The sequence below is a fragment of the Microbacterium sp. NPDC055502 genome (assembly GCF_053643635.1).
In genome coordinates this window covers 1,297,916-1,315,694 of the sequence record NZ_JBSHKJ010000001.1, presented here as the reverse complement: position 1 = coordinate 1,315,694, position 17,779 = coordinate 1,297,916, and the positions used below count along the sequence as shown (strand labels likewise).

Below are 17,779 nucleotides of genomic sequence, written 5' to 3'. Positions count from 1 at the left end.
TCCTCGCCTGCGTTGATAACGTTACCAATCATCGACGAGGAGGCCGGATGGAGCTGTGCATCGATTTCGGGGGAACCGAGATCAAGCTGGCCGTCATCGACGGCGACCGCGTCCTCGCGTCGAACCGGCTCCCCGTGCGCGGCACCGCCGCCGACCTCGCCGACGCGGCCCTCGACGCCCGCCGTCTCCTGAGCGAACTCGGTGCCGAGGCCGACGCCGTGGGCATCGCCGTCCCCGGCGTGGTCGACCCCGCGACCGGGCGCATGCGGCACGCGAACGCCAAGTACGACTTCCTCCGCGACTTCGACCTCGGCACCTGGGCCCGCGCGGAGTTCGGGCTGCCCGCCGTGGTGGAGAACGACGCCCGCGCGGCGCTGATCGGCGAGACCTCCGCGGGCAGCGCCCTCGGCGAGCGCGACGCCGTGCTGGTCACACTGGGCACGGGCATCGGCACGGCCGCGCTCCTCGACGGGGTCGCGCTCCGCGGCCGCACGGGTCACGCGGGCATCCTCGGCGGACACCTCACGGTCGACCTCGACGGCCCCACCTGCCCGTGCGGCAACATCGGCTGCGGTGAGGCGCTCGCCAGCACCCGCGCCCTGCCGGCGGGCGTGAGCATGACCGAGGTCTTCACGACCGACGCGCACCCCGAGCTCCGTCACCGCTTCCTGCACGTCTGGGGCGCGGTCGTCACGAGCCTGGTGCACTCCTACGACCCGGCCGTGGTGATCCTCTCCGGGGGCATCCTCCGCGCGGGCGCCGCGATCAGCACGCCCGTCGACGAGTACCTGCGCGCACACCTGTGGCCGTCGCTCACGCCCCCGCGCCTCGTCGTGCCGCCCGAGCCGGAGCTCTCGGTCGCCCGCGGCCTCAGCGTCCTCGCCCGCGCCGCCGCGGCGGCCAGCCGGACCGCCGCCCCACCCGCACCCTCGAACCCCTCGTCGCGCCCGGCCCCATCGGGGACCCCGGAGCCGACGACCGCACCCCGCACCGCACCACCGCAGGAGGACCAGTGACCGCGCCGATCAGCGACATGCACGAAGGGCACACCACCCGGGGTCGCTACGACACCCAGCCGACCGTGGCGCTGCCGCCGGGCGAGCGCATCCTGCGCGGTGCCGAGGCGTGGGCCGCCGCCGCCGAGCTCGCCGAGGCCCGCGCCCGCGTGACCGGCACGGCGCCCGTGCTGCTGGTGGACACCTACCCCGGCGTCGACGTGCCCGCGCTCGCCGCCCAGCTGGAGGCCGCCCTTCCCGCCTGGACCCTCACCGACGTGGAGACCGCGGCGCGTCCGGTCGCCGAGGTCGAGCGGCTGATCGCCCCGAACCTCACCGACGACCGGGTCTTCGGCGTCATGAGCCACTTCACCCTGGACGACTTCTACGACGCCGAGCGCCTCGACGCCCTCGCGGCCGCGGTCACCGGAACCCCGACGGTCGTGGTCGGCTGGGGCGCGGCGCTGCTCGAGGACCGTCTGGCCGGAGCCTCCGCGACCGTGCTGGTCGACATGGCCCGCTGGGAGATCCAGCTGCGGCAGCGCCAGGGGGCCACGAACTGGCGCGCCGACAACCCCGGCGAGGACAACCTGCGCAAGTACAAGCGCGGGTTCTTCGTGGAGTGGCGGGTGGCCGACCGCCACAAGCGCACGCTGTTCGACACGCTCGACTTCGTGCTCGACGGCAACGCGATCGCCCCGGCCGAACCGCACCCCGACTCCCCCGACGCGGGCATGATCACGGGCACCGCCTTCCGGCAGGCCCTGAAGGATGCGGCGCACCGCCCGTTCCGCGTCGTGCCGTTCTTCGACCCCGGCGTGTGGGGCGGGCAGTGGATGAAGAACCTCATCGGGCTCGACCCCTCGAAGGACAACTACGCGTGGTGCTTCGACTGCGTGCCCGAGGAGAACTCGCTGCTGCTGGAGGGCGACGGCGGCGTGATCGAGCTGCCCGCGCTCGACCTGGTGTTCAGCCGCCCGGTCGATCTGCTCGGCGCCAAGACGTTCGCGCGCTTCGGGGCCGAGTTCCCCATCCGCTTCGACTTCCTCGACACGATGGACGGCGGCAACCTCAGCCTGCAGGTGCATCCGCTGACGGACTACATCCAGAACACGTTCGGCATGCACTACACGCAGGACGAGAGCTACTACATGCTCGACGTCGGCGACGACGCGGTCGTGTACCTGGGCACCAAGGAGGGCATCGACCCCGCCGAGATGCTGCAGGACCTGGCGACCGCGCAGGACGGCGAGCACCCGTTCCCCGCCGAGAAGTACGTCAACTCGTTCCCCGCCCGCAAGCACGACCACTTCCTGATCCCCGCGGGCACCGTGCACGCATCGGGGTCGAACTCGATGGTGCTGGAGATCTCGGCGACGCCGTTCATCTTCACGTTCAAGCTGTGGGACTGGGGCCGCGTGGGCCTCGACGGCATTCCCCGCCCCGTGCACCTCGACCACGGCGCCCGCAACATCCAGTGGGACCGCGACACCACCTGGGTGATGGAGAACCTGGTCGACCGCGTCGAGACCCTGCACACCGATGACGAGGTCACCGAGGAGCGCACGGGACTGCACGAGCTGGAGTTCATCGAGGTGCGCCGGCACTGGTTCGCGCAGGGCGCCGATCACGACACCGACGGCACGGTCAACGTGCTCAACCTGGTGGAGGGCGACGAGGTGCGCGTGGTCAGCCCCACCGCGGCGTTCGAGCCCTTCGTGATCCACTACGCCGAGACGTTCATCGTGCCGGCCGCGGTGGGCGCGTACCGGATCGAGCGCACCGAGAACTCGCGGAGCCCGCGCTTCGCGACCGTCAAGGCCTCCGTGCGCGGCACGCGCACGGGCGACAACTGAACATCGACACCCGACACACAGCACGAGGCATCACCGCGAGGATCCCACCCGGGAATCCCTTGCACCGCCGTCATCACCTCGGTATCGTGAGACCAGATTTCTGGTAACGATACCAATACGAACAAGGGAGTTCTGAATGATTTCGCGACGCACGATCGCCGCCGCCGCGGCCGGTCTCCTCCTCGGCACCCTGGCTCTCGCCGGCTGCTCCGGCGACTCCGGAGGCGGAGGCGCCGAGGGCGGAGAGGTCACCGGCACGCTCAACTTCTACACCGACAAGGCGGCGTGGAAGCCCGACTTCGAGTCGCTCAACGAGGTCAGCGGCGACGCCGTCGACATCACCCTCAAGACCACCGGCTACTCCGACGCCAACCAGTACGACGCCTTCATCAAGCAGTCGTTCCGCACCGACAAGTCGCCCGGCCTGTTCACGTGGCACACCGGCGACTCGCTCAAGCAGCTGGTCGACGAAGGCCTGGTCGCCGAGACCACCGACATCTGGAGCAAGGCCGTCGACGAGGGCTGGGTGAGCGAAGACCTGCGCGACAGCTACACGTTCGACGGCAAGCAGTACTGCGTGCCCATGAACATCGCCTACTGGATCATGTTCTACAACAAGGCCGCCTTCGCCGACAACGGCATCGAGGTGCCCACCACGTGGGACGAGCTGAACACCGCCGCCGAGACCCTGAAGGACGCCGGGGTCACCCCGTACTACCAGACCAGCGTGCTGTTCACCTTCCAGTGGTTCCAGCACCTCGTCGCCTCCACCGACCCCGACCTGTACGCCGGGCTCACCACGGGCGACGTGAAGTACACCGACCCCGAGATCGTCGACGTCATGAACGTGTGGCTCGAGGAGCAGGAGAACGGCTGGTTCAGCGACGCGGGCAGCACCACCGACCCCGCGGTCGGGCTCAAGCAGGGCGACTACGCCATGATCAACTTCGGCACGTTCTTCGCCGGCAACCTCGAAGGCGCCGGCATGACCACCGACGACTACGGAATGTTCGCGATCCCCGCGGTGAACGGCGACCTCGACACCACCCCGGTGGCCGTCGAGTCCGGCCCGATCTGCACAGCCGAGAACTCGAAGCAGCGCGACCTCGGACTCGCCTACGCCGAGTGGTGGATGTCGCCCGAGGCGCAGACCGCGTGGAACGACGCCCACGGCGACGTGGCGTTCAACCCGAAGGCCGAGGTCGCCGACCCCGCCCTGGCCGAGCTCGGCGAGCAGATCGCCGGCGACGACTACTCCCTCTACGACCGGTTCTTCGAGGCCATGCCCACCGAGATCGTGACCACCGCGATCGAGCAGTTCGGCGCCTTCAACGCCAACCCGGGCGACCCGATGCCGTTCCTGGAGAAGATCCAGGCGACGGCTGACAAGTACTGGGCAGAGCAGGAGTAAGCGAGCGGATGGCGCATCAGAAGACGCCGTACCAGTGGTCCGCCCGGGGCTTCGTCGCCCCGGGCGTGATCCTGGTGGCGGTCCTGCTCTACCTCCCGCTGCTGTGGACGGTGTTCCTCAGCTTCACGTCGTACAACGGCCTCGGCAGCCCCGACTGGATCGGGCTCGACAACTACGTCGAGATGTTCACCGACGCCGACTTCGTGGGCTCCGCGATGAACACCGTGCTCTGGGTGATCGGCACCCTGATCATCCCGGTCGGCATCGGCCTGGCGATCGCGCTGCTCACCTGGAACCTCGGCGGCGGCATCTGGCTGCGCCTCCCGTTCCTCATCCCCTACGCCCTCTCCGGCATCGGCGTCGGCGTGGTGTGGTCGTTCATCCTCTCCTCGGGCGGCGCGCTCGACCAGGCCCTCGCGGCGTTCGGGATCACCGACCCGCCCCGGTGGCTGCTCGACGCCCCGCTCAACACCGTCGTGATGATCATCGCCTCGTCGTGGCAGGGCGTCGGCGTGAACGCGCTGCTGTTCACGATCGGGCTCCAGGCCATCCCGAAGGAGCCCCTGGAGGCCGCGCGCATCGACGGCGCCGGCGGCGTCCGCCTCTTCACGAGCATCCTGTGGCCCATGCTGCGCCCGCTCACCGCCGTGGTCGTCGGACTCTCGATCGTCGCGAGCCTCAAGACCTTCGACATCGTGTGGGGCATGACCAAGGGCGGACCAGGCACCGTCTCCGAGACCCTCGCGCTGACGATGTACAAGGAGACGTTCGTGAACAGCGACTACGGCCTCGGCTCCGCGATCGCGGTGTTCCTGACCGTGATCACCCTCGTCGCCTCGGTGCTGTACCTGCGCCAGCAGCTCTCCCCGAAGAAGGAGATGTGATGTCGAAGATCATCCGCACCGCCGTGCTCCTCGTCCTCGGGATCGTGTGGCTGCTGCCCGCGTACCTGCTGGTCGTGAACGCGATGAAGGACCCGACCACCTTCACGTCGAAGGAGTCGTGGATCCCCACCGACTTCCACCTGTTCGAGAACTTCGGCCAGGCGCTCGAGCTCTCCGGCATCGGCGACAGCATCGTCAGCACCCTCATCTACTCGATCGTGTCGCCCACCATCGCCGTGCTCGTGGGTGCGGCGGCCGGCTTCGCGATCGTGGCCCTGCGCCTCAAGCGCGGCTTCCTGTGGTTCGTCGTGATCTTCGGCGGCACGGTGTTCCCGCTGCAGATGGTGCTGCTGCCCCTGTTCGACGCCTACTCCCGCACCGGACTCTTCGACACCCGGCTCGGCATGATCATGATCTACACCGTGATCTCGGTGCCGTTCTCGGCGTTCGTGATGCGCAACTTCTTCACCGGCGTCGCGCACAACGTGTTCGAGGCCGCGGTGCTCGACGGCGCCACCACCTGGCGCATCTTCACCCGGATGTACCTGCCGATGGCGTCGAGCGCGCTGGTCGCGATCTTCATCCTGCAGGCCACGTTCGTGTGGAACGACCTGCTGCTCGGCCTCACGCTCAGCCAGTCCGACGACATCCGCCCCATCATCACCACGCTGTCGGGCATGCAGAGCACCTACGGCGGCGCGCAGATGTCGGTCGTGCTCGCCGCAGCCGTGCTGGTGTCGCTGCCCACCGTCATCCTGTTCCTCTGCACCCAGCGGTTCTTCGCCAAGGGCCTCGCGCTCGGCCAGTACTGATCCCCCTCCGCCTCGAAAGGCATCATGAATCCCCTCATCCCCACCGTCGAGGATCTGGTCGCCGATGCGGTCACGCATCACTACGACGACATGATCGCGCCCACGGGCCTGACGAACATGCTCGGCACGGTGCGCGTCGATCATGACCTCACCGCGCTCAGCGCCGTGCAGTTCCCGCCCGTGTCGCAGGGGCTCACGCAGACCGCGGTGCTGTTCGTCGACGGCCGGCTGTTCGCGTCGTACGGCGTCGCCGTCACGCACGAGTGGCGGCCCGACCGGGTGGTGCGGCGGGCGACCGTGGGCGAGCTCGAGATCGAGACGACGACCGTGTGCGTGCCGGGGCGGACGGCGGTGGCCATCGACATCGCGATGCGCAACACCGGAGCGACCGACCGCGAGGTGCGCATCGGGCTCTCGGCCGCGGCACGCGTGACCCGCTCCGCCGACGCCTGGCTCGACGCCGAGTCGCCCTCCGAGCGCGACACCGCCACGGTCGACGGCGAGTGCCTCGTCTTCGCCTCGGCCGACGCCGCGGCGTGGAGCGTGCAGGGCCTCACCGGAGGATCCGCGGCGCTGAGCGGCGTGGCCGAGCTGCCCGACGCGTTCGACAGCGGCATCGGCGGCAACGGTCGCGGCGGCGAGCTGTCGGCCGTGCTCACCGTGCGGGCGGGCGCCGTCTCCCGCACGGCCTACGTGCAGGCGCTCGGCCTCTCGCGCGACGACGCCGCCCGCACGTACGCGCTCGTGTCGGCCGACGTGCCCGCGGCCCTGACCGCCGCGGCGGAGTTCTGGAACCGGCAGCTGCGGGCCGCGTTCGACCCCGCCGACACCGAGTTCTCGGGCGCCCTGCCGCTGCTCGACACCGCGTCCGAGCCGCTGCGGCGCCTGTACTGGTGGGCGGTGCTCGGGGTGATCTGGTTCCGCCGCGACTTCGCCGGCAACGTGCTCGGGCGGTCGTACGACACGCTGATGCCCAACTACTGGGGCACCACCACGTTCATCTGGGACTACAGCCTCAGCTCCGTCAGCCACGCCCTGCTCGACCCCGACGAGATGCGGGCGCAGGTGCGGCACTGGATCTCCCTCGACATCCACTCGCACTTCGGCACCTCCTCGCTCACGGGCGGCCCCGTCGGCCGCTGGTACTCGGTGAACGACTACGCCATGACCCGGCTCGTGCACGACTACGTGCGGTTCACCGGCGACGTGGCCTTCCTCGACGCGATCGTGGGGGATCAGACGGTCGCCCGGTCGGTGCGGGAGTGGGCGACGAACTGGAAGGAGTTACGGCGCGACACCGCGCTGGCCGACTACGGCGAGATCGACAACCTGCTGGAGTGCGTCAGCTCCTACACGCACGAGGTCGCGAGCCTCAACGCCGCGAACGTGTGGAGCATGCGCACGGCCGCCGACCTCGCCGCACTGCAGGGAGACGAGACCGCCGCGGCCGAGCTGCGCGCCGAGGCCGAGGCGCTGCTGCCCGCGGTGATCGAGCGGTATCTCCCCGGGACCGGTATCTTCGCCGCCGGGCAACCCGACGGCACGCTGCTGCCGGTGCGCCACTGCTACGACTTCAGCATCGTCGGCACCACCATCGCCGACGACCTGGCCCCGGGCGTGCGCGACGACATGGTCGCGTTCTTCCAGCGGGAGCTGCAGACCGACAACTGGATGCGGGCGCTCTCGCCCTGGGACCCCGACGCCAGCTACAGCCCGCGCCCCGACCACCAGTGGAACGGCGCCTACCCCGCCTGGCCCGCCGACGCCGGGCGCGCGCTCGCCGCCCTCGGAGCACCCGAGGTGCTGACGGCCTGGGTCGAGGGGCTCTCCCGCACCGCGAACCAGGGCCCGATGGGCCAGGCGCACTTCGTCGACGAGGCGGTGCCCGGCATCAACGGCGGCGCCCGCAAGGCCCCACCCCAGCTGCCGTACATCATCGACTGGGCGTGCTCGTCGTCGGGCGCCTGGATCGAGCTCGTGATCGAGGCGCTGTTCGGGGTGTCGGTCGCCGCGGACGGCACGGTGCGGGCCGCCGGCTGCGTGGCCGCCCTCGACCCGCACGCCGTGCTGCGCGGCCTGCGCGTCGGCGAGCGCGCGTACGACATCGACGCGGCCGGAGGGATCACCCGCACCCCTGGCCGATGACGCCCTTCCTCGCGCTCCGCTCTCTTGAGAGCCCGCGCAGCCGACGAGACGACGGGCCCCCAGCCGCACCACCCCCGCACCACCCGAACACGAAGGAGTGATCGATATGAGAAGACGCACGATCGCGGCAGGTCTCGCCGCCGCAGCCCTCGGCGCCGGAGCGCTGTTCGCCGCACCCGCGACGGCCGCCGTGCCCGCCGGCGGAGGACACGGCAGCGGCCCCGGCCAGTGCTCCCTGGTGGACAAGACGCTCACCGCCACCGCGAGCGTGAACCAGGGCCTCACCGACACGTTCACCACCTACGGCAACACGGGAGGCGAATGGACCGGCGGCGACAGCACCTACTCGCTGCCGCTCGGCAAGGGGAAGACCGGATGGTTCTTCTCCGACACGTTCCTCGGCACCGTGAACCCCGACGGCTCGCGGCCCACCGACTCCCCCTTCGTGAACAACTCCGTGGTGGTGCAGGACCGCCGGGGGAACCTGACCACGATCACCGGCGGTACCCCCGACGATCCGGCCGGCATCATCCCGCCCGAGCCCGACGGCAAGTGGTACTGGATCGGCGACCCGACCCCCGGCCGCGACGGGACCGTGCAGGTGCCGCTGCTGCAGTTCGCGCGCACCGGCACCGGCCAGTGGGACTTCGCGTGGACCGCGAACCGGCTGGCCACGCTCGACGGGCAGACGCTGCAGCTGGAGTCGATCGACGACCTCCCGTCCGCGACGGGCATCAACTGGGGCTCGTGGACGCTGGAGGAGCGCGGCACGACGTACGTCTACGGCATCGCCGACCCGGGCGGGGTGCGCTCCGCCTACGTCGCCCGCGTGCAGGACCGCGACGGCCTCACGGGCACCTGGACGTACTGGAACGGCACGGGATGGTCGGCCGCCGAGACCGACGCGGTGCCCGTGGTGCCGTACGTCGCGAACGAGTTCAGCGTCGCGCCCTACCGCGACGGCTACCTGCTCGTGACGCAGGACACCTCGGAGCTCTTCAGCACCCGCATCGTCGCGCGCACCTCGTGCTCGCCGATCGGCCCGTTCACCGACCCGGTCGAGCTGTACCGCACGCCCGAGACCGGAGCGCTGGGCAGCTACGGCGACCCCGACGTGTTCACCTACAACGCGCACGAGCACCCGAACCTGCGCCAGGGCAACCGCATCCTGGTGTCGTACAACGTGAACACGTTCGACAACGTGGGCGACGTGTACGACGACGCCTCGATCTACCGCCCGCGGTTCATCGACGTGCAGCTCAAGGTCACCGGATGACCGACGACCGCACGGCGCTCCGGGGGCTCCTGGCCTCCGGGGCGCCGGTCACCTGGGTGTGCACGGGCGACTCGATCACGCACGGCCTCATCCACACCCGCGGCGCCAGGAACTACGTCGAGCACCTGCACGAGCTGATCCGGGGCGACCGCGGGCGCGTGCAGGACACCGTGATCAACACGGCCATCACCGGCTGGCGCGCCGACCTGATCCTCGACGACTTCGAGCGCCGCGTGGCCCACTGGCGGCCCGACGTGGTGACGCTCATGATCGGCACGAACGACTGCACCACGCAGTGGCTCGACCCCGTGATCGAGGTCGCGGCGTTCGCGGACTCGATCGCGGAGTTCGTGCGACGCGTGCGCGACCTCGGCGCCGTGCCGGTGCTGCAGACCCCGCCCGCGGTCGACCTGCTCCATGCGCCCGACCGCGCCCGCATCGGCGACTTCGCGCAGGCGATCCGCGACGTCGCAGGGGCCGAGGGCGTGATCCTGGTCGACCAGCACGCCGCCTTCACCGCGTTCTCCGCGGGCACCGGTCCGGGCAACGAGGACATGCCGTGGGGGCTGCTCGACGACGCGTTCCACCCGAGCGCCGCCGGGCACGCCCTGCTCGCGCTCGGCCTCGCCGACGCCCTCGGCCTGTCCGACGCGGATGCCGCCGCGGGCACGGGCTCCCCGGTGCTCGCGGACCTCTCCGCCCGCGTGGCCGTGGCCCGCCACCCGCAGTGGCCCCCGGTCTGACGCGCGACGGCGCCCCCGGGGCGCTCGCGGGATCGAAAACGCTCCGCCGGAAGCCCCCGCGGGCGCCTTTTCGCACTCGCACCTTCAGCGAAGTCCCCCGCGACGCCTTCCGTGGGATCGGAAACGCTCCGCCGGGAGCCCCCGCGGGCGCCTTTTCAAACCCGCACCCCCGGCGAGACCCACGGCAGGACCCCCGGCGGGATCAGCGCCCGAACCTCAGCGGGCCACGTCGAGCACCCAGGTGACGCCGAAGCGGTCGGTCAGCATGCCGAAGCCGGGCGACCACGACGACGCGGCCAGCGGTTCGATCACGCTCGCCCCCTCCGTCAGCGCCTCCCAGTAGCCCTCGAGCTCGGGGAGGGTGTCCGCCCGCAGCGACTGGAAGAACGCGCGGTCGGTGAGGGTCGCGCCGTTCTCCCGCCGCGTCGAGCCCGCCGTGGTCGCCGAGTCGTCCAGCCCGGGGATGTCGTACGCCATGAGCCGGATCCCGTGGTCGCCGTCGAGCTGGCCGAACACGATCCGGTCCGCACCGGGCGCGTCCGCGGGCATGCCCACCTCGGCGTAGGTCGTGGCGTGCACGGTGCCACCGAACACCGAGCGGTAGAAGTCGAGCGCCTGCCGGGCCGTGCCGCGGAAGTTCAGGTGCGTGGTGGTGGTGAGGGACATGGGCTTCTCCTGGTTCTGCGGGCTGCCGTTCAGCGCCGCCGTGAGTCCACGATCACAGGGGTAGCGGTCGGTTTCTGTCCTCTCCCTCCCGCACAATGAAGGCATGACCGGAAGCTCCTCCCGCATGCTCGCGCTGCTGTCGCTGCTGCAGGCGACGCGCGACTGGCCGGGCCAGGAACTCGCCGACCGCCTCGGCGTCACACCCCGCACCGTCCGCCGCGACGTCGACCGGCTGCGCAACCTCGGCTACCGCATCGGATCGAGCAAGGGCCCGTACGGCGGCTACCGCCTCGAAGCCGGGTCCGAGCTGCCGCCGCTGCTGTTCGACGACGACCAGGCGGTCGCGATCGCGGTGGCACTGCAGGGCGCGAGCGCGAGCGGCGTCGATGTGACCGAGGCCGCGGAGCGTGCCCTCGCGACCGTGCGGCAGGTGATGCCGTCGCGGCTCCGGCACCGGATCGACGGCATCCGCTTCACCGGCGCGGCGGCCGAGGTGCGGGTGGACCCGGGGGTGCTGGAGGCGGCGAGCGCGGCGGTGCGCGACCGGCGGGTGCTGCGCTTCGACTACGGCGCGGCGGCGGACCGCCCCCCTCGGCGCACGGAACCCCATGCCGTCGTGGCGCGCGAGGGCCGGTGGTACCTGCTGGCGTGGGACCTGGAGGCGGCGGACTGGCGCACCTACCGGCTCGACCGGATGCGACCGCGGGTGCCGAGCGGGCCGTCGTTCACGCCGCGACCGCTTCCCGCGGAGGATGCCGCGACCTCCCTGGCGGCGCGGGCGAAGGGCTCGACCACGGAGGACCGCTGGCCGTGCGTCGGCGAGGTCGTGATCGAGCTTCCGGCGCGGGAGGTGGTGCCGCGGGTGGGCGACGGCGAGGTCGAGGAGCGGCCGGATGGGCGCTGCCGCGTGACGGTGGGTTCGTGGTCGTGGGTGGGCGTGCTCGCCGCGGTCGCCCGGTTCGATGCGCCCTTCACGGTGGTCGGACCGGAACCCCTGCGCGAGGCGGCGGAGACGCTCGCGGCCCGGTTCGCCACGGCAGCGGACCCGCCCTCCTGATCCAGGAGTACACGGACGATCGGGATACCGTGCGAGTCCATCGCGTGCTCCACACGAAGAGAGACATCGCTTCCGTCCTCACCGCCCGCATCTGACGCCCAACCCTCGCGGGAGAGCCGCCTCACCCGCGCCGGTAGACTGAAGACGCCCCGCCGGCCCCTTCCCTTGGAGTGCGCGTGACCACCCCCTCTGCACCTTCCCCCCAGCACGTCCCCGACTCGGTCGAGAACGCGATCGCGACGCCCGAGAAGGAGCAGCCGTACGGCGCGCTCGGGCTCAAGGACGACGAGTACGCGCGCATCAAGGAGATCCTCGGCCGCCGCCCCACCTCGGGCGAGCTGGCGATGTACTCGGTGATGTGGTCGGAGCACTGCTCCTACAAGTCGAGCAAGAACTACCTGCGCCGCTTCGGCCAGAAGGTCTCCGACGAGATGAAGGAACGCCTCATGGTCGGCATGGGGCAGAACGCGGGCGTCATCGACGTCGGCGAGGGCTGGGCCGTCACCTTCAAGGCGGAGTCGCACAACCACCCGAGCTTCATCGAGCCGTTCCAGGGTGCGGCCACCGGCGTCGGCGGCATCGTGCGCGACATCATCTCGATGGGTGCCCGCCCGGTCGCGGTCATGGATGCGCTGCGCTTCGGCGCGATCGACCACCCCGACACCGCCCGCGTGGTGCACGGCGTCACGAGCGGCATCAGCTTCTACGGCAACTGCCTCGGCCTGCCGAACATCGGCGGCGAGACCGTCTTCGACTCGGTGTACCAGGCGAACCCGCTCGTGAACGCGCTCGCCGTGGGCGTGCTGCGCCACGAAGACCTCAAGCTCGCCAACGCGACCGGCGTGGGCAACAAGGTCGTGCTGTTCGGCGCCCGCACGGGTGGCGACGGCATCGGCGGTGCGAGCATCCTCGCCTCCGACTCGTTCGACTCCACCGGCCCCACCAAGCGCCCCGCGGTGCAGGTGGGCGACCCGTTCGCCGAGAAGGTGCTCATCGAGTGCTGCCTCGAGCTGTACCGCGGCGAGCTGGTCGAGGCGATCCAGGACCTCGGCGCCGCCGGCATCTCCTGCGCGACCAGCGAGCTCGCGGCCAACGGCAACAGCGGAATGCACGTCTCGCTCGACAACGTGCTGCTGCGCGACCCCACGCTCACGGCCGAGGAGATCCTCATGTCGGAGTCGCAGGAGCGCATGATGGCGATCGTCGCGCCCGAGAAGCTCGACGCGTTCATGAAGGTCGTCGACAAGTGGGAGGTCGAGACCTCCGTGCTGGGCGAGGTCACCGGCGACGGGCGTCTCATCATCGACTGGCAGGGCGAGCGCATCGTCGACGTCGACCCGTCCACGGTCGCCGTCGACGGCCCCGTGTACGACCGCCCGGTCGCGTACCCCACCTGGATCGACGCCCTGCAGGCCGACGCCGCCGAGAACCTGCCGCGCGCCAACGACCCGGAGACGCTGCGCGAGCAGTTCCTGTCGCTCGTCGCGAGCCCGAACCTCGCCGACACCCGCTGGATCACCAACCAGTACGACTACTACGTGCTCGGCAACACCGCCCTCAGCTTCCCCGACGACGCGGGCATGATCCGGGTCGACGAGGAGTCGGGTCTCGGGTTCTCCATCGCGACCGACGCCAACGGCCGCTACTGCCAGCTCGACCCGTACGCGGGGGCGCAGCTCGCGCTCGCGGAGGCCTACCGCAACGTGGCCGTGACGGGCGCCACGCCCACCGCGATCACCGACTGCCTCAACTTCGGCTCCCCCGAGAACCCCGAGGTCATGTGGCAGTTCGGGCAGACGGTCGACGGCCTGGCCGACGGCTGCTACGAGCTGGGCACCCCGGTCACCGGCGGCAACGTCTCGTTCTACAACCAGACCGGCGACGTGCCGATCCACCCGACCCCGCTCGTCGGCGTGCTCGGCATCATCGACGACGTGTCCCGCCGCATCCCGTCGGGGTGGCAGGACGAGGGGCAGAACATCTACCTGCTCGGCACCACGCAGACCGAGCTGTCGGGCTCCGCGTGGGCCGAGGTCGTGCACCAGCACCTCGGCGGTCGCCCGCCGAAGGTCGACCTCGCGGGTGAGAAGCGCCTCGCGGGCCTGCTCGCTGCGGCCCGCGACGAGTGGCTGATCTCGTCCGCGCACGACCTGTCCGAGGGCGGCCTGGCGCAGGCGCTCGCGGAGGGCGTGATGCGCTTCGGCGTCGGCGCCCGCGTGTGGCTCACCGAGATCATGGACCGCGACGAGGTGGACGCCGCCACCGCGCTGTTCTCCGAGTCGACCGGTCGCGTGATCGTGACCGTGCCCCGCGAGGACGACGTGAAGTTCCGCGGGCTGTGCGAGGGCCGCGGCTACCCGGTGATGCGCATCGGTGTGACCGACAGCGAGCCGCAGCTCGAGGTGCAGGACGTGTTCACCGTGTCGGCCGCCGAGCTGCGCGAGCGCTCGCAGGCCACGCTGCCGTCGTACTTCGGCCCGACCGTGACGGAGCCGGTGGACGCATGAGCGACAACCTCAGCGAGGACTACGGCGACCTCGGCGAGAAGCGCAACCGGCGCATCCGCATCGTGGCGTGGACGGTCATCGTGGCGCTGATCCTCGGTGGCGGCGGCGCGACCGTGCTCACGATCCTCCTCGGCTGAGCCTTCATCTCACTGGCGCTCGCTCAGGAACCACGCCGGCGACAAGGCGACGGGCGTCAGCGGAAGAGGAAGCGCGTCAGGGCGACGACCGAGCCCGGGTCGTGGGCTTCGCGGCCGAGCGCCTCGACGATGATCGCCCCGAGGATGGCGCGACCGAGCTGCTCGACCGGGGCGTCGTCGGCGAGCTGCCCATCCCGGATGCCGCCGCGCAGCCGCTCGACGAGGTACTTCTCCACGCCGAGGCTCTCGCCCAGGTGCGCGCCGACCGAGGCGTCTTCGGTGGCGGCGGCGACGAGGGAGCGCAGCAGCACCCCGCCCTGCGGCTCCTCCAGGATCGCGAGGACGCTGCGCAGCCACGTCTCGACGTCGGCGGAGAGGTCTCCCGTGTCGGGCACGACGAAGTCGACCGGGACCAGGAGCCCTTCGGCCAGGCACTCGCCGATGAGAGCCCCCCGCGATGGCCACCAGCGGTAGATGGTCTGCTTGCCGACCCCGGCCTCTTTCGCGATGCCCTCGATCGTGAGCCGGTCGTAGCCCTGGTTGTGGAAGAGCCGAGCCGTGGCGGCGAGGATCGCCTCGCGGGCCGCGGTGCTGCGCACAGGGCCGCTGCGATGCACGTTCACCATGCGTTCAGGATAGCCACAGAACCCTAGACGAGACGTGCCGTATGATCTTTTCGTCTGAAGGAGATCACGTGGCCTCACTGCTGTTCCGTCTGGGTTCTTTCGCTGCGCGCAGGGCGTGGACGGTGATCGTCTCGTGGGTCGTGATCCTCGGCATCGGCGTCGGCGCCTTCCTCACCCTCGGCGGCACGCTGAGCAACAGCTTCGACATCCCCGGCACCGCGTCGGGCGCGGTCACCGACCAGCTCGCGAAGAAGCTGCCCGACACCGCGGGCGGCACCGGCACGGTCGTGTACCGCACCGACGACGGCGAGCCCTTCACCGACGAGCAGAAGCAGGCGATCTCCGACCTCGCCGCGAGCGCAGAAGACCTCGACGGCGTCGCCTCGGTGGTCGACCCGTTCGACGCCCAGCAGCAGCAGGCCGACCAGGCGCAGCAGCTCACCGACGGGCAGGCGCAGCTCGACAGCGGACGCGCCCAGCTCGACGCCGGACAGGCGCAGCTCGACGCAGGTCGCACCCAGCTCCAGGGCGGACTCGATCAGCTCACCGCGGCGCGGGCGCAGGCCGAAGCCGCCGGAGCGCCCGCGGAGCAGACCGCTGCCCTCGACGCGCAGCTCGCCGCCCTCAACGCGCAGCTCGCACAGCTGGAGGCGCAGCAGGCGACGATCGACGCGAACCGCACCGAGCTCGACGCGAACGCGGAGCAGGTCGAACTCGGCTCCCGCCTGCTCGACCTGACGGACGGCATCGGCGTCGTCTCGGAAGACGGCTCCACCGCGATCGTCAACGTGTCGTTCACCGACCCGCGCCTGGAGCTGTCCGAAGAGGTCAAGCAGGCCACCATCGCGCACTTCCAGGACGAGAAGATCGACGGGGTCACGGTCGACTTCGGCACCGACATCGCGCAGGGCGTGCCCGAGATCTTCGGCGTGGGCGAGGCCATCGGGCTCGCGTTCGCCGCGGTCGTGCTCATCGTGATGCTCGGCTCGCTGATCGGCGCCGCGCTGCCCATCGTCACGGCGGTCGTGGGAGTCGGGGTCGGCGTCACCGCCTCGCTCGCCTTCTCCGGCGTGGTCGACATGGCCTCGGTCACCCCCGTGCTCGGTGTGATGCTGGGTCTCGCGGTCGGCATCGACTACTCGCTCTTCATCGTCAACAGGCACCGCAAGCAGCTGCTCGCCGGGTCGCCCGTGCGCGAGTCGATCGGGCTCGCCACGGGCACCTCGGGCACGGCGGTCGTGTTCGCCGGTACGACCGTGATCGTCGCGCTGCTCGCGCTCAACGTCACCGGAGTGCCGTTCCTCGGGCTCATGGGCACGGTCGGCGCGGTGTGCGTCGCGGTCGCGGTCCTCGTGGCCATCACGCTCGCCCCCGCGATCCTCGGCCTCGTCGGCACGCGACTGCTGAGCCGCAAGGCGCGCGCGACGATCGGGCAGGAGCACGCGGCGGGCAAGCCCGTGCGCCGCATGTCGACCCTGCGTGCCGTGGTCACCGCGGTCGTCAGCATCGTCGCGCTGCTCATCATCGCGATCCCGTCGATGTCGATGCGCCTGGGGCTGCCGGACGGGTCGAGCGAACCGTCCGACTCCACCAGCTACCGCGCGTTCCAGGCGGTCGAGGAGCAGTTCGGCGAGGGCGCGAACGGTCCCCTCCTGGTGACCGCGACGCTGGACGACGCCGTGAGCGACGACGACCTGCTCGCCACCCAGGTGACGGTGGCGGAGAAGATCGCGGAGCAGGACGACGTGGCCGCCGTGGCACCCATCGCCACCTCCGACGACAACACGCTCCTCGCCTTCCAGGTGCTGCCGGAGGAGGGGCCGAACAGCGCCTCGACCGAGAAGCTCGTGCAGGACCTGCGTGCGCTGCCCGCGATCGACGGCGACATCACGCTCGGCGTCGCCGGTCAGGCCGCCATCAACATCGACATCTCCGAGGCCCTGGCGGCGGTGCTGCCGCTGTACCTCGTGGTGGTGGTCGGGCTGTCGCTGCTCATCATGATCGTGGTGTTCCGCTCGCTGCTCGTGCCGCTGATCGCGACCGGCGGCTTCGTGCTGTCGCTGTTCGCGACGTACGGCCTGATCGTCGCGGTGTTCCAGTGGGGCTGGGGCGCCGACCTGATCGGCCTGCACAGCACCGGGCCGATCCTGAGCTTCCTGCCGGTGATCCTCGTCGGCATCCTGTTCGGGCTCGCGATGGACTACCAGCTGTTCCTCGCCTCGGGCATGCGCGAGGCGTACGTGCACGGCGCCTCCGCACGAGATGCCGTCGCCCAGGGCTTCCGCGCGGGCCGCTCGGTCGTGATCGCCGCGGCGCTCATCATGGTGTCGGTGTTCGGCGGGTTCATCTTCTCCGAGTCGACCATCATCCGCTCGATCGGGTTCGGGCTGGCGTTCGGCGTGCTGCTCGACGCCTTCGTGGTGCGGATGCTGCTGATGCCCGCGCTCATGCATCTGCTCGGCCGTTCGGCGTGGTGGCTGCCGCGGTGGCTCGACCGTCTCATCCCGAACGTCGACATGGAGGGCGCGGCGCTGGAGCGCGACCACCCTGCCGTGCACACCGACTCCATCCCCGCGGTGCAGCCCCCGCGCACCAGGGCGGAGCGCCGCGCGCACGAGTGAGCCACGCGGCAGGCGCGCGCCGGTGTCGGAAGGCGCGCCTAGA

The 17,779-nt window shown here is 70.8% G+C and carries 14 protein-coding genes; 12 read left to right on the top strand and 2 right to left on the bottom strand.

Features of this window, described 5'->3' with window-relative positions:
- Nucleotides 1–47 precede the first annotated feature (47 nt).
- The 8 genes from ACWH95_RS06480 (at nucleotide 48) to ACWH95_RS06445 (ending at nucleotide 10,122) form a co-directional block, all read left to right on the top strand.
- Nucleotides 48–1,016, top strand: a complete 969-nt coding sequence (locus ACWH95_RS06480) for an ROK family protein (protein ID WP_454120399.1) — start codon at nucleotides 48–50, stop codon at nucleotides 1,014–1,016.
- Nucleotides 1,013–2,851 carry a class I mannose-6-phosphate isomerase gene (locus ACWH95_RS06475; RefSeq protein WP_454120398.1) on the top strand — a complete coding sequence of 613 codons (1,839 nt, stop codon included), beginning with the start codon at nucleotides 1,013–1,015 and terminating at the stop codon, nucleotides 2,849–2,851. The genes ACWH95_RS06480 and ACWH95_RS06475 overlap by 4 nt, the downstream gene beginning before the upstream one ends.
- 136 nt (nucleotides 2,852–2,987) lie before the next feature.
- Nucleotides 2,988–4,262: an ABC transporter substrate-binding protein gene (locus ACWH95_RS06470; protein ID WP_136031438.1), complete on the top strand. Its 1,275-nt coding sequence runs from the start codon at nucleotides 2,988–2,990 to the stop codon at nucleotides 4,260–4,262.
- Nucleotides 4,263–4,270: 8 nt separating this feature from the next.
- The gene (locus ACWH95_RS06465) at nucleotides 4,271–5,146 is read left to right on the top strand and encodes a carbohydrate ABC transporter permease (protein ID WP_136031436.1); all 876 of its coding nucleotides are present in this window, start codon (nucleotides 4,271–4,273) and stop codon (nucleotides 5,144–5,146) included.
- Nucleotides 5,146–5,958 (top strand): carbohydrate ABC transporter permease, encoded by an 813-nt coding sequence (locus tag ACWH95_RS06460; protein WP_454120397.1) that lies wholly within the window; start codon nucleotides 5,146–5,148, stop codon nucleotides 5,956–5,958. Before ACWH95_RS06465 ends, ACWH95_RS06460 begins: the two co-directional genes overlap by 1 nt.
- A gap of 24 nt (nucleotides 5,959–5,982) precedes the next feature.
- On the top strand, nucleotides 5,983–8,103 hold the full coding sequence (locus ACWH95_RS06455; RefSeq protein ID WP_454120396.1) for a hypothetical protein: 2,121 nt from the start codon (nucleotides 5,983–5,985) through the stop codon (nucleotides 8,101–8,103).
- 106 nt (nucleotides 8,104–8,209) lie between these two features.
- Nucleotides 8,210–9,379: a DUF4185 domain-containing protein gene (locus ACWH95_RS06450; RefSeq protein WP_454120395.1), complete on the top strand. Its 1,170-nt coding sequence runs from the start codon at nucleotides 8,210–8,212 to the stop codon at nucleotides 9,377–9,379.
- Nucleotides 9,376–10,122: an SGNH/GDSL hydrolase family protein gene (locus tag ACWH95_RS06445; protein WP_136031427.1), complete on the top strand. Its 747-nt coding sequence runs from the start codon at nucleotides 9,376–9,378 to the stop codon at nucleotides 10,120–10,122. Before ACWH95_RS06450 ends, ACWH95_RS06445 begins: the two co-directional genes overlap by 4 nt.
- A gap of 216 nt (nucleotides 10,123–10,338) precedes the next feature.
- On the opposite strand, the gene ACWH95_RS06440 is transcribed toward ACWH95_RS06445, so the two are convergent.
- Nucleotides 10,339–10,788 carry a VOC family protein gene (locus ACWH95_RS06440; RefSeq protein WP_454120394.1) on the bottom strand — a complete coding sequence of 150 codons (450 nt, stop codon included), beginning with the start codon at nucleotides 10,786–10,788 and terminating at the stop codon, nucleotides 10,339–10,341.
- A gap of 103 nt (nucleotides 10,789–10,891) precedes the next feature.
- Between ACWH95_RS06440 and ACWH95_RS06435 the strand changes: the two genes are divergently transcribed.
- From ACWH95_RS06435 to ACWH95_RS06425, 3 genes are all read left to right on the top strand, one after another.
- The gene (locus ACWH95_RS06435) at nucleotides 10,892–11,845 is read left to right on the top strand and encodes a helix-turn-helix transcriptional regulator (RefSeq protein WP_454120393.1); all 954 of its coding nucleotides are present in this window, start codon (nucleotides 10,892–10,894) and stop codon (nucleotides 11,843–11,845) included.
- Between the two features lie 176 nt (nucleotides 11,846–12,021).
- Entirely contained in the window at nucleotides 12,022–14,352 is a 2,331-nt protein-coding gene (purL, locus tag ACWH95_RS06430) for a phosphoribosylformylglycinamidine synthase subunit PurL (protein ID WP_247638130.1), read from the top strand.
- On the top strand, nucleotides 14,349–14,489 hold the full coding sequence (locus tag ACWH95_RS06425) for a hypothetical protein (protein ID WP_168387183.1): 141 nt from the start codon (nucleotides 14,349–14,351) through the stop codon (nucleotides 14,487–14,489). The genes purL and ACWH95_RS06425 overlap by 4 nt, the downstream gene beginning before the upstream one ends.
- A 56-nt stretch (nucleotides 14,490–14,545) precedes the next feature.
- Here the strand turns inward: ACWH95_RS06425 and ACWH95_RS06420 are convergent, their stop codons facing one another.
- Nucleotides 14,546–15,115 (bottom strand): TetR/AcrR family transcriptional regulator, encoded by a 570-nt coding sequence (locus ACWH95_RS06420; RefSeq protein WP_136031414.1) that lies wholly within the window; start codon nucleotides 15,113–15,115, stop codon nucleotides 14,546–14,548.
- Nucleotides 15,116–15,183: 68 nt separating this feature from the next.
- Between ACWH95_RS06420 and ACWH95_RS06415 the strand changes: the two genes are divergently transcribed.
- Nucleotides 15,184–17,736: an MMPL family transporter gene (locus tag ACWH95_RS06415; protein WP_136035863.1), complete on the top strand. Its 2,553-nt coding sequence runs from the start codon at nucleotides 15,184–15,186 to the stop codon at nucleotides 17,734–17,736.
- The last annotated feature ends 43 nt before the right edge of the window (nucleotides 17,737–17,779 follow it).

Coding starts and splice junctions, on each gene's coding strand:
- ACWH95_RS06420 (WP_136031414.1), bottom strand. CDS start 15,115: ATGGTGAACGTGCATCGCAGCGGCCCTGTGCGCAGCACCGCGGCCCGC.
- ACWH95_RS06440 (WP_454120394.1), bottom strand. CDS start 10,788: ATGTCCCTCACCACCACCACGCACCTGAACTTCCGCGGCACGGCCCGG.
- ACWH95_RS06435 (WP_454120393.1), top strand. CDS start 10,892: ATGACCGGAAGCTCCTCCCGCATGCTCGCGCTGCTGTCGCTGCTGCAG.
- ACWH95_RS06460 (WP_454120397.1), top strand. CDS start 5,146: ATGTCGAAGATCATCCGCACCGCCGTGCTCCTCGTCCTCGGGATCGTG.
- ACWH95_RS06455 (WP_454120396.1), top strand. CDS start 5,983: ATGAATCCCCTCATCCCCACCGTCGAGGATCTGGTCGCCGATGCGGTC.
- ACWH95_RS06470 (WP_136031438.1), top strand. CDS start 2,988: ATGATTTCGCGACGCACGATCGCCGCCGCCGCGGCCGGTCTCCTCCTC.
- ACWH95_RS06480 (WP_454120399.1), top strand. CDS start 48: ATGGAGCTGTGCATCGATTTCGGGGGAACCGAGATCAAGCTGGCCGTC.
- ACWH95_RS06450 (WP_454120395.1), top strand. CDS start 8,210: ATGAGAAGACGCACGATCGCGGCAGGTCTCGCCGCCGCAGCCCTCGGC.
- ACWH95_RS06425 (WP_168387183.1), top strand. CDS start 14,349: ATGAGCGACAACCTCAGCGAGGACTACGGCGACCTCGGCGAGAAGCGC.
- ACWH95_RS06465 (WP_136031436.1), top strand. CDS start 4,271: ATGGCGCATCAGAAGACGCCGTACCAGTGGTCCGCCCGGGGCTTCGTC.
- ACWH95_RS06445 (WP_136031427.1), top strand. CDS start 9,376: ATGACCGACGACCGCACGGCGCTCCGGGGGCTCCTGGCCTCCGGGGCG.